Genomic DNA, 11,040 nt, shown 5'->3' on the forward strand with positions numbered 1-11,040 from the left:
GTATCTGAGTATTGTGATCGACAGTGACAAGAAAAGTCCTCAGGCCAGACTCAATGAAACGAAGAGGCGTGTACAGGAGTCGTTCGACAAGGATGCTGCTGATGGCTTCGCATGGATCACCGAAGGGTACACGATCGAGAATTATGTGCCGCGAGAGATTCTTGAGGAAGCAGTAGGGGAGGTTCATCCGAGAGCGACCCAAGAATGGAATGGTGGTAAGTGGCAAAATCCACTTACTCTGAAGAGTCGATCTGGTGCGTCCCAGAGTCCAGATAAGAATAGAATTGCTCGGGTCGTCTGCGAGAAGTGGGTTGATCCGCCAGCGCCGAAGACTCACTTGGGGCGTATGATCAAAAAGTGTGTGTCCTTCATCCACGAGGCGAATCGAACTTCTGCTAGTCCTGTTAAGTGATGGCTCTACACCCCGCTTCGCCAGGCACGACCTTGATCTATTGAACTTTCGCAAGTGGGCCATCCTGAGTGCCTGGCCTACTGACGTTCACGAACCGCGAGCAGGAGCCAGAAGCACGGCGATTCCCAAGCTCAGGTCGCTGCTCGTCGGGGGCTCGGCCTGACGGCAGTAGCTGACGGCAACGTAAGCGCACGAGAGCAGTCGTCAGTACACAGCCGCGCCTACGTCGAGCCGAGGGCATGAGGCGGCGCGCAGATGCGCGGGCTGGCTGGTCGAACTTACAAAGCAGATGTCGGCGGTTCGAAACCGTCCGCGCCCACTCGCGTGAAGCACGACGAAGGCCCAGGTCACCGGTACCGAACCGGGAGCCTGGGCCTTGTTCGTTCCCCGGCCGCAGAGGCGGGGGAGGGGCGTCGTGCCAGTTACGTGCCAGATTCCTCGTCGGACTCTGTCGGCCGGACCTTCCTGATCTGCTCGTCGACGTGTGCGGCGATGGCGTGGTCACGGCCGTTCACCAGGTGCTGATAGATCAGCGCGGCACGCACCGACGAGTGCCCCATCCGCTGCATCAGCTCACGCGTGGTGGCACCGCCGGTCGCGGCGAGGGTGTTCCCGGTGTGGCGCAGATCGTGGAAGTGCACGTCTCCGAGGCCGGTCGTCTCCAGGGCACGCAGCCATAGGCGGCGGAAGTTGTTCCGGCGCAGTTGCCCGCCCCGCGCTCCGGTGAAGACCAGCCCGGTACGGCCCGGCTCGGCGTACGCGTCGAGATGCGCGGCCAAGTCCTCCGTCAGCGAGGCTGGGAAGGCGACGGTGCGCACACCGGCCGCGCTCTTGGGCGTCTTGACCACGATGCCGTCCGTCCGCGTCTCAGCCAGAGCGCGCCGCACGGCGACGGTTCGCCGTTCGAGGTCGACGTCATGGCGCTGGAGCGCAGCCAGCTCCCCGAAGCGGAGGCCGGTGAAGGCGGCCAGGAGGATGAACACCCGGAAGCGTGACGGCACGGCGCCGGCGAGCTGGAAGACCTCGGCGACGTCGAGGAAGGGGCGCTCTGCTGTCTTTGCTGCCCCGGCGCCCTTGATGCGGCAAGGGTTGCGCTGGATCACCTCGTCGTCAACCGCGGTGTTCATGATGGCTCGGAGGATCTGATACGCCTTGGCGACCGTCGGCTCACCGACACCGGACTCCAGAAGGCCGGCACGCCAGCGGCGGATCTGAGGCGTCGTGATCTCACTCAGGACTACATCCGCGAAGGTCGGCAGGATGTGGAGGCGCAGCGCACTGCCGTTGCGTTCGCGGGTGGTCGCTGCGTAGTCGCGCTCTTTGAACCAGGCGTCGGCGTACACCCCGAAGAGGACCTTGTCGTCTGGGTTCTTCCATCGGCCGTCGAGGATCTCCGCTTCCTTGCGGACGAGCCACCGGTCGGCATCGGTCTGCGACGGGAACGTCTCGGGCGCGGAACGCAGCAGCCCGTCCGGGCCCTGGTAGCGAGCCTGAAAGCGCCCCGAGGGCAGCTTGCGCACCGCACCGAAGCGGCGACGCTTCCCCTTGGTGTTCGCCATCAGGCCACCGCCCCGAACCGGGCACGAGTGACGATCGGCTGGACCGTGTTGCTTGAGATGAACTCGACCAACGCGCTTTCAGGGATACGGACATGCCGTCCCACCTTGACGAAGACGATGCGGCGTTCTGCGATGAGCCGACGAGGAAACCGCTCAGTCGTACCCAGGACTTCGGCAGCTTGGGCCACGGTCATAAGACGGTCGTTCACAGCTTGCTCCCTTCCAGGGCTTCGCGGGCGGTTTCGCGGTTGAGTTGGATGTCGCGGGCGATGGTGGCGGCGAGGGCGGATTCGCCGGGGGTGTGGCCGTGTCCGGCGTACTGCCAGGAGGCGAGGACGAGGACGGTGTCCGGGTCGCCGAGGGCGTCGTGGTCCTGGGCGGCGCGGTAGTCGGCGCGGATCTGGCGCAGTGCGCCGAGGGTGGTGGAGTAGCGGCGGGACTTGGTGGAGAAGTGGCCGCGGAAGCCGAGCATGTGCGCCCAGGCACCCAGCTTCCGATCCGGGTAGAGCGGGGCGAGGTCGAGGCAGGCCTCGATGAGGCGGCGTGGGTGGTCGGGCACGTCCAGGAGGTCGAGCACTTCCCGGTTCCCGATGCGTCGGTCGAGGCTGCCGGTCGACTCCGCCGCCTTGGTGGCGTACTTGGCGACATACGAGGCGACCGCCTGCTCCGTGATGTCGGAGCCGTCGCCGAACGCCATGACCGGGCGGATGTCGAGCTGACGGCCCCAGCGGAAAGGCCGGCACGGCTGGTCCCCCGCGGCCGGGACAGTGATCGACGTGTAGGAGTGGGCGACGGCGGCCCGGATGGAGTCCTCGAGCAGCTGCACAGTGGCCCACGACGGCGGAGCCGTGTCGGGACCGTCCGGTCCGTCGAGGCGGATCACAGCGTGGAAGTGGATCGCTCCGCGCTTCTGGAACTCGGCCACCTTGCCGTACGAGACCCGCAGAACGTCTTTCAGCTCGCGTTGAGTGAGCCCGGCGCGGGCGGCGATCTCGCGGCGCAGACGGGTGGTGAAGCGCTGCCAGAGCTGCCCAGCGTGGTTGTTGAACAGCACCGTGCCCGCGTAGTCGTAGGTGGTCGGGTCGAGGGCAGTGCCCAAGGCGGGGTCGTCCTCGAGGTGGCGAGTGCCGCAGCGGCAGACGCCACGGTCCGGCCGGTTGTGCACCGGGCCGAACGAGGGAGCGGTGAGGGTGGCGAACACGCGCGGGTGATCCCGCACAGTCGCCGGGATGTCCTTGGACTCGTCCCCGGCCAGGCCCGCGCGGATGAGGTGGTAGGTGTCCCCGGCGTACGTGTAGGCGCAGGTGGGGCAGCGGGAGGCGCGGCGGTTGCCGCAGGCGACGCGGAGCCGTCCGTCCGGCTCGGTGTCGGTCGAGTAGCGGCGCAGCGTCTCGCCGGTCGTGCGGTCTTTGGCGAGGGTCCAGCCGGTGAGGTGGATGGGGTCGGAGCAGCCGCCGGTGCGGTGGATCTGGTCTTTCCAGCGGTCGAAGCCGGGGGACCCGGCCACCCGGAGGACATCCTCGAGGGTGGCCGGGTCCAGGCCCGCCGCGGTGGCGGTGTGGGTCACGCGGCCACCTCGATGCGGGCGGGGATCGGCCGGCGGGCGGGGCGGGTGCCGGTGCCGTGGCAGGCCGGGCAGTGGACGGTGATGGTGCGCAGGTTGCCGTGTCGGTCGCGGCCGCCGAGGGTGACGCGGACGGTGGGGAAGCCGTCGCAGTTCGAGCAGACCCGCACGGTGGCGGTGGTGGGCTGGGCCATGATGGGTGTTCCTGTCCTTCGGGATGGGTTGGGATGCGGCTCCGGGGCGGCGGTGACTTGGCGGTTGACGACCGCCCCGGGGCCGGTCAGAAGCGCTTGCGCGGGTTGTTGAGCAGCGAGCGGACGACGAGCGCGCAGACCGCGACCGAGGCGGCGGTGACGGCGACCGCCAGGAGCATCGAGACCAGGACCGCGCCGACGACGAGCACGACTCCGGCACCACCGGCGACCAGGGCGAGGAGGGTGCCCGGAGTCATCTGGACGGCGGGCCGAGCCGGGGCGGGCGCAGGCACGTGAGCAGCGGGCGGGGTGAGCTGGCAGGTGCAGGCCGGAGCGGAATGCTGCTGCTCGATGCGGGTCGGTTGGACGGCGAGCGGTGTGACGATGCCGGTCGGGGTCGGCATGGTGGGGATGCGCGGGCGGAGCATGACGGTCTCCCTTCGCTTACTTCTGGGTTTCGTTGACGACGTCGACGCCCGTGCGGGTGCCGGACTCGATGGCGGGGGCGAGGAAGGTGTCGGCGAGGAGGAAGCCGCCGAGGAGGAGCACGACGATCAGCCAGGTCGGCGGGCGGAAGAGTCGGATGCCGAAGTAGCCGAAGACGGCGATGACGAGGATCAGCGGGAGTTCGACGTTCATCGGTTGGTCTCCTGTCAGGCGATGCGGCAGCGGTGGGTGCGCGCGGCGAGAGTGGCGGCCGAGCGGCTGGTGTAGTCCGAGGACCAGCCGCAGCGGTCGGCAGTGCAGACGGCGGCGTGCTTGGTGCGGCCGTGCCGGTCGCGGTGGGTGCCGACCTGAACCGGGCCGATCCGCATGACGGAGTGGAAGAAGTCGCGGGCAGACATGGCGGGTTGTCCCTCCTGATTAGGCGAGTTGGGCGGCGATGGCGTCGGCCATCGGGGCCGGGACGCCGAGGCGGGCGCGCAGGGTGTCGGTGTCGATCCGTGTGCCGGTGGCGGCGCGGTGTGCGTCGGCGACCTTGCGGGCGTGGTCGACCAGCGCGGCCGGGACCGGCGGAGCCGGAGCGGCAGCAGGCTCAGCGGCGGTCAGGGCCGGAGCAGGGTCCGAAGGTTCGACCGGCTCGGGCTCAGAGGCGGGGGCGGGTTCGGCCGGCACAACCTCGACCGGCTCGGGTGTCGGTTCCGGTTCGTGGTCGAGGTCGGTCGCGGCGGGTGAGTGGGCGAGGAGGGTGCCGCCGAGGAAGGCGAGCGCGGGCCATCCGGCGATGCCGAAGCGCAGCCAGGCGGGCGGGTGGGCCAGGTCGAGGAATCCGGCGGTGGCGACGTTCGCGCCGAGCGAGGCGACCAGCGCGATCACGAACCAGCACCAGGCCAGCCGGGACGGTCCGTCGTTGCGCAGCCGACGCCAGGCGGCGACCAGGAGCAGGTCGACAGAGACCGGGTAGGCCCACGCCTTCCAACCGGTCTGCCCGGCAGCGGCGGCGAGGTCGTGCAGGTGGGCGAAGGACAGAGCCCCGGCGATCACGGCTTGCACCAGGACGGCGTCGACGCGGAGTGAGCGGGTCATGTCTTCACCTCCTTCACAGGGCGTTTTGGGCATGGCGGGGGTAGGGAGCTGGCGCGAGGCGGTCGCGCCGACCGGGGTGCGGGATGGGACTCAGGCGGAGGCGGGTGCCTTGGTCGGAGCCGGGATCTTCACCAGCGAGACCGTGGGCGGCAGGGGCCGGAACGGAGCCAGCTCCGGCAGGTCCGGCGTGCGGTGTGCGTTGGCGTTGCAGACGTTCACGGCCTGGCGCAGCGAGGTGAAAGGGGTGCGGATGCGGACCCAGCCGCCGGTCGAGTCACCGGCGACGGCGGTGCCTGGGCGGTTCGGGGGGATCTGGGTGGCGGCGAACACGGCGTCCGGGGAGATGTCGCCGAACGCCATCTTGGCGGAGGCTTCGTCGTTGACCCGGTGTGCCGTGCGGCCGGTGAGCTGGGCGCGGAGCATGGTGATTCCGTCGCCGAGTTCGGAGCCGAAGCGCTGCCCGCAGATCTCGACGTAGATGCCGGCAGCGCGGCCGAGCTGGACGAGCCGGACCAGTGCAGTGACGATCCGCTCGCGGCGCTTCTTCTCCGCCGCATTGGCGAACAGCGACAGTTCGGCGACCTCGTCAACCAGGAGCACGATAGGGACGGGACGCCGGTGGTCGGGCAGGCCCCAGATGTCGGCGGTGATCTCTGCGTCCGGGACGTCCGAGCTGATGCGTTGCTCGCGACGGACGACCCGGTACGTCGCAGCCATCCTCTCCACGAGGACGTCGAGCAGGTCGGCAGCATCGTCGGCATTGTCGGCAAGCGCCGAGAAGCGTCGGGCGAGCGGGTAGAGCTCTACTCCTTCCTTGCAGTCGATGCCGACCAGGGCGACGTCGAGTGCAGCGAGTTCCTTGACCAACTGCCGCTGGTAGACGGACTTCCCGGACTCGGTAGCACCGAGGTTGAGAGCGTGCGGGACCTGCCGGTAGTCGCGGTAGTGGACCTCTCCGTCCTCCCGCAGGGCGACCGGGATGCGCAGGCCCTCACGGATGACCCTTGCGGGCATCTGCACCCGCTTGAGCACGTCGTACCCCGTCATCCGCAGCTCGACGACCCCCGACTTGATTTCGCGGGAGGTGACGCCCTGCATGGTGAACGAGTGCCGCAGCCGGTCGGTGGAGGCTGCGAAGTCGAAGGCGTCCTGACCGGGCCGAAGCCCCAGCCGCAGGACCAGTCCGGTGCGGGTCGGGCGCAGGCTAAGGATGCGCGGTGGCTGGGGGGCCGGGATGGGCCGGTGGGCGATGCGGGCCCAGGCCAGCCGCAGCCGGGACGGCGGGACCGTGAGCCCGCAGGCGTCCATGACCGAGGCGTACCGGACCAGTACCCGCAGAGCTGCGAGGCCGATGCCGAAGGCGAGCCAGTACCAGGCGGGGCGGTGCCACTTGAGCAGCAGCGCCAGCCCGACGACGGCCAGCAGGCCCATCGCTGTTCCGGTCACGATCAGGCCGCCTTCGGCTTACCGGCGTCCGCGGCCAGGGACGTGACCGCGATCGCGCGGAAGCTGATGCCGTGGCGCTTCTGGCCGTTGAACTCGTTCTCCCACGGCCGGGCCACCACGCCGGTCAGACCGACCGGGGTGCCGGTGGCAAGGTCGCCGGTGAACCCGGTCTCCGGAACGGTCAGGCTCAGGATCTCGGCATTGCCGTTCATCACGAACATGACGTCGATCGTCATCAGCGGCGCGCCGGTGTCCCGGTCGGTGGCGACCTCTCCGGTCTGGCGGTTGGCGATCTTCGGCTGCGGGGGCTGGGCCACCATCACGACGGCGCCGGTGGTGTCGACGGGAATCTGACGCATCGTCTTCTCTCCTGTGCTTGAGGGCGATTGGACCCGCCGTAAGCGGCGGTGAGATCAGGAGACCGCAGGAAGTGATGGACACATCACGGCCCGTATGGACGTTTGGGGACGTCTGAGCTATCGTCAAAACGTCCCGAGCGTCCCCCAGGTGAGGGCGGTAAGAGATGGCGAACGAGCGTCTGCGCGCGACGATTTCGGCGAAGGGCGAGACCGTTCAGTCGGTCGCGCAGCACGTCGGAGTGGACCCCAAGAGCGTCGAGCGTTGGATCACGACGGACCGCACGCCACACCGAGGTCACCGGTGGAAGGCGTCCAGCTTCCTCGGCGTGGACGAGGTCTACCTCTGGCCCGCGGTGACGAAGCAGGCGGAGACGGCCAGCACTTCGGAACTGGTGACGTACTACCCGCATCGCGGAGCAGTGCCGGCCACCCTCTGGTCATCGCTGATCGAGCAGGCGTCCAGCCACGTCGAGATCCTCGTGTACGCAGGCCTGTTCCTCTTCGACAGCCACCCCGACCTGCCGGACCAGCTCGCCGACAAGGCCAAGGCAGGGGCCCAGGTCCGGGTACTCCTCGGTGACCCCGAGTCGGACATGGTCCGCCAGCGTGGCGAGGAAGAGGGCATCGGCAGCGACCTTGCCGCCCGAGCACGGATCACCCGCCGCTACCTCGAACCAGCAACCAGGACACCGGGCGTCGAGGTCCGGCTCCACGACACGATCCTCTACAACTCCATCTACCGGTTCGACGACGACGTCCTGGTGAACCCACACGTTCTCGGCGCACCGGCCGGACAGAACCCGGTGCTGCACTTCCGGTACATCCCCGGGGCCCGGACGTTCCGCCACTACATGAAGAGCTTCGACTACGCGTGGGAGCAGGGCACCCCGTCGTAACCGCAGTCGGCGAGGGGCATGCGACGCTGGAGTCATGGCCCGCATCGACTACTTCAACGATCCGAACGCTCCGAAGGCGAACAGCATCGTCCCGTCCGTCACCGCCGTTGCCCTCAATGAGGCTGGCGAAGTGCTACTGATCCACAAGACCGACAACGATCTGTGGGCCCTGCCCGGCGGCGGCGTCGACGTTGGCGAGTCTGCCGCAGACGCCGCGGTACGTGAGACGAAGGAAGAGACCGGGTTCGAGGTCGAGGTGACCGGTCTGGTCGGCCTGTACACCAACCCGGCGCACGTCATGGCGTACGACGACGGCGAGGTACGGCAACAGTTCTCGATCTGCTTCACAGCGAAGATCACTGGCGGAGAATTGCGCACCAGCAGCGAGAGTAAGGAAGTCGCCTTCGTCCGGCCGGACCGGCTGAATGAGCTGAAGATCCATCCGTCGATGCGGATGCGGATCGATCGTGGCCTCTCCGGCGAAACGATGCCTTACATCGGCTGAGCGCCGAGCCGTGCCAGAGTCCGCTCGACAGCGGCCGCGAGGTACGGCCGGGCTTTGCTGATCGCGTTGTGCACTTCGCTGTCGGGCTCGTAGCGGACCAGGATCTCGTCGATGCGCCTATCGAAGTCGAAGCGCTGCCCGGCGGGGCCGGTGGTCATGTCGGCAAAGATCAGCGCGTCCAGGACCGGGGAGTCTTCCCGCTCGTACACGGCCAGCTCAGCCGAGAGCCCGCGTTGCTCTGCTTCGTACACCGCGCCGGAGTGATGGGCGACGAGCCGCACCAGACGATCAGGCGCACCGAGCGAGGCCAGATGCCGGGCACCGTCGAGCGGGTGGAATCCGGTGTCACGCAGCTCGGGTGCATAGCCGATGTCATGGAGCCAGGCCGCAGCGACGAGGAGGTCCCGTTCGTTCTCGGGCAGAGCCGCTGAAGCTTCGCCAGCCCGAGCTGCGACCGCCTGAGTGTGCAGCCAACGGTTTCCGAGCGGTGGCAACAACGACTCGGCCAGCTCGGCCGCTCCCTGGGGCGTATCCAGCGCAGAAGGCATGACCAGCACCGTAACGCAGCAGACGGACAGGCCGACAGACCGACCGCAGGCCATGGGATCAGCGCGGTAAGAGTTTCTCTACTCGATCAAGGCGGCTCGCTCCGCTCGCCGCGCGCGGCCCCGGCTCCAGCGCCGGGCCCCGACGCTCCTGTCTCCGCCCCGCTCCGGGCCCCGGCTCCGCCGGCCGCGCGGCTGGAGCGAGCACACCTGATGCAGTGGGCGGTAGCCCGCTGTGGTTGAGCCCGGTCGGCTCCACGGCTTTAGGTAGCCACCATGGGGCGAGCCTCGAAGATCATGGCCCCAACGTCGTGCTTTACCGGGCAGGTCCACAGACTGCCCGACTCGCCGGAAGCTTACGGGGCCATGATCTCTCGCCCCATGGCAGCTCCCGCCCAAAGCCGCTCCACCGACCTGACATGGAGGTTCAGGCCTCGAGTCGCAACGGCGCGCGGCTGGCCTCACCGAGCTCGCCATCGACCTAGGCATCCACGCCTCGTGACAATCACGTGACGGGCCATCAACTAGCCTTCTATGCTGGGTGGTCCAGCTCATCAGGGCCACTCGGGGAAGAGGCAACGCCACTGTGCCGCAGTACAACCTCAACGCACTCGGCGCGTCGGAGTTCGAAAGACTCTCGCAAGCGCTCGTTAAGAAGGTGATCGGACTAGGCTCCGTAACGTTTGGAGCGGGTCGAGACGGTGCCCGCGAAGCAACCTTCACGGGCACCTCTGCGATTTACCCTTCTCCTCAGAGCCCTTGGAGGGGGCACTGGATATTTCAAGTTAAATTCCACGACCTTTCCCTAACTACCCCGGAGAAGGCAAGGAGTTCCGTACTTGCCGAGGTTGATCAAGAGCTCGGAAAAGTATTCAACAAATACGAGTACCCCTGTGACAACTTTGTCATGATCACGAATGTGCCGATCTCTGCCGTGGCTGAAGTGGGGACGATTGACGCGGCACAGCGGCTCGTTAGCACCAAATACGAGAACCTGAAAAACTTCGCTTTCTGGGGAGCGGACGAGGTATGCAGGTTTCTTGATATTTTTCCCTCCGTGAGGCAACCCTACCTGCATTTGCTGGTTACAGGGGACCTCATCGCGCAGCTGCTTAACGAACGCAGGGCTCGGCTCGACGAGCTGGCCACAACGATTAAGACATACCTGCGTACGAGCTACACCCGTGAGATGCATGCACAGCTGGATCAAGCGGGAGACGTTTCAGATCAACCGGTGAGACTACAGGATGTCTTCTTCGACCTATATGCCGAGGTCGACGATGGGCGCGGCGCTGCACATCTCCACAGGAACCAGCAGGTGCGAGATGTGCTGAGGAAGCATCGGTCCCCCCAAAGGTCGAGCGGAACGTTGGGGGCCCGACTTGGCAGCCTCTTGTTGTCAGAGGGAGTGAATCGTCTAGTCATCGTCGGAGGCCCCGGGGAAGGAAAGTCGACAGTTGGCCAGTATGTGGCCCAAGTCCATCGCTCCATGCTCCTCGGCCATGTGAGAGATGTAGCTTTGCATCGTGGGACGGAGGTGGATGAGACCTACATACCACTCACGCCCCGCATTCCCTTTCGAGTCATCCTTAAAGACTTTGGCCAGTGGCTTGCCGAGAAGAAGGACCAAGGCCAACTAGGCGCTGGTACGATTGACGAATTCATTTGCTCACAGGTATCGACGGTAACTTCTCGCAGCGTATCGCCTGACGATCTGCATCACATCCTGCGGCAAAATCCGACTCTTCTTATCCTGGACGGCCTGGATGAGGTGACGGATCCTGACCTACGCAAGATTCTTCTTAGTCGCGTCGCTGAATTTGTGGACCGCTGCGAAACCCTAGAGGCAAACCTGCAAATCCTCGCAAGCACTCGGCCCACAGGTTACACGAAGGAATTTGATCCTGCAGTTTTTCTGCATATGCGTCTGAGTAAGCTCGAACCAACTCAAGTCAGGTCGTACGTTTCTCGTTGGGCAAAAGCTAAGTCTTTGGACGAATCCAAGTCCAGCCGCGTACGCCAAACGATGGATG

15 protein-coding genes are annotated in these 11,040 nt (G+C 66.6%); 4 read left to right on the forward strand and 11 right to left on the reverse strand.

The window, feature by feature from the left end; genetic code table 11:
- On the forward strand, positions 1-412 hold a 412-nt coding region (locus tag HW130_RS35380; RefSeq protein WP_218183539.1), incomplete at its 5' end, for a hypothetical protein.
- 422 nt (positions 413-834) lie between these two features.
- Here HW130_RS35380 and HW130_RS14710 read toward each other — a convergent pair.
- The 10 genes from HW130_RS14710 to HW130_RS14755 all read right to left on the reverse strand — a co-directional run bounded on the left by HW130_RS14710 (position 835) and on the right by HW130_RS14755 (position 7,061).
- On the reverse strand, positions 835-1,971 hold the full coding sequence (locus tag HW130_RS14710; protein WP_177150010.1) for a site-specific integrase: 1,137 nt from the start codon (positions 1,969-1,971) through the stop codon (positions 835-837).
- The gene (locus tag HW130_RS14715; protein ID WP_159692385.1) at positions 1,971-2,180 is read right to left on the reverse strand and encodes an excisionase family DNA-binding protein; all 210 of its coding nucleotides are present in this window, start codon (positions 2,178-2,180) and stop codon (positions 1,971-1,973) included. The genes HW130_RS14710 and HW130_RS14715 overlap by 1 nt, the downstream gene beginning before the upstream one ends.
- Entirely contained in the window at positions 2,177-3,538 is a 1,362-nt protein-coding gene (repSA, locus tag HW130_RS14720) for a replication initiator protein RepSA (protein ID WP_177150011.1), read from the reverse strand. The genes HW130_RS14715 and repSA overlap by 4 nt, the downstream gene beginning before the upstream one ends.
- Positions 3,535-3,729 carry a hypothetical protein gene (locus HW130_RS14725; protein WP_177150012.1) on the reverse strand — a complete coding sequence of 65 codons (195 nt, stop codon included), beginning with the start codon at positions 3,727-3,729 and terminating at the stop codon, positions 3,535-3,537. Before HW130_RS14725 ends, repSA begins: the two co-directional genes overlap by 4 nt.
- 86 nt (positions 3,730-3,815) lie before the next feature.
- The gene (locus HW130_RS14730; protein WP_177150013.1) at positions 3,816-4,157 is read right to left on the reverse strand and encodes a SpdD-like protein; all 342 of its coding nucleotides are present in this window, start codon (positions 4,155-4,157) and stop codon (positions 3,816-3,818) included.
- 16 nt (positions 4,158-4,173) lie between these two features.
- A complete protein-coding gene (locus tag HW130_RS14735) occupies positions 4,174-4,368 on the reverse strand; it encodes a hypothetical protein (RefSeq protein WP_159692395.1) in 195 nt (64 codons plus the stop codon).
- Positions 4,369-4,382: 14 nt separating this feature from the next.
- Complete coding sequence (locus HW130_RS14740; RefSeq protein WP_177150014.1) at positions 4,383-4,574, reverse strand: mobile element transfer protein; 192 nt, start codon at positions 4,572-4,574, stop codon at positions 4,383-4,385.
- Between the two features lie 19 nt (positions 4,575-4,593).
- Positions 4,594-5,256: a DUF2637 domain-containing protein gene (locus tag HW130_RS14745; RefSeq protein WP_177150015.1), complete on the reverse strand. Its 663-nt coding sequence runs from the start codon at positions 5,254-5,256 to the stop codon at positions 4,594-4,596.
- A gap of 90 nt (positions 5,257-5,346) precedes the next feature.
- Positions 5,347-6,702: an FtsK/SpoIIIE domain-containing protein gene (locus HW130_RS14750; protein WP_309140437.1), complete on the reverse strand. Its 1,356-nt coding sequence runs from the start codon at positions 6,700-6,702 to the stop codon at positions 5,347-5,349.
- A 2-nt stretch (positions 6,703-6,704) separates the two neighbouring features.
- Positions 6,705-7,061, reverse strand: a complete 357-nt coding sequence (locus HW130_RS14755; protein ID WP_177150016.1) for a hypothetical protein — start codon at positions 7,059-7,061, stop codon at positions 6,705-6,707.
- 164 nt (positions 7,062-7,225) lie between these two features.
- Between HW130_RS14755 and HW130_RS14760 the strand changes: the two genes are divergently transcribed.
- Both HW130_RS14760 and HW130_RS14765 read left to right on the forward strand, forming a co-directional pair.
- A complete protein-coding gene (locus HW130_RS14760; RefSeq protein ID WP_100106978.1) occupies positions 7,226-7,957 on the forward strand; it encodes a helix-turn-helix domain-containing protein in 732 nt (243 codons plus the stop codon).
- 34 nt (positions 7,958-7,991) lie between these two features.
- Positions 7,992-8,462: an NUDIX hydrolase gene (locus tag HW130_RS14765; protein ID WP_177150017.1), complete on the forward strand. Its 471-nt coding sequence runs from the start codon at positions 7,992-7,994 to the stop codon at positions 8,460-8,462.
- Here the strand turns inward: HW130_RS14765 and HW130_RS14770 are convergent.
- Positions 8,450-9,010, reverse strand: coding sequence for an HD domain-containing protein (locus HW130_RS14770; RefSeq protein ID WP_177150018.1), 561 nt, complete (start codon positions 9,008-9,010; stop codon positions 8,450-8,452). The two genes, HW130_RS14765 and HW130_RS14770, sit on opposite strands and share 13 nt — an antisense overlap.
- A 538-nt stretch (positions 9,011-9,548) precedes the next feature.
- Between HW130_RS14770 and HW130_RS14775 the strand changes: the two genes are divergently transcribed.
- Positions 9,549-11,040, forward strand: a 1,492-nt coding sequence (locus HW130_RS14775) for an NACHT domain-containing protein (protein WP_375256535.1), incomplete at its 3' end; no start/stop codon positions are given.

Source organism: Streptomyces sp. PKU-EA00015, assembly GCF_013387495.1.
Lineage (GTDB): Bacteria > Actinomycetota > Actinomycetes > Streptomycetales > Streptomycetaceae > Streptomyces.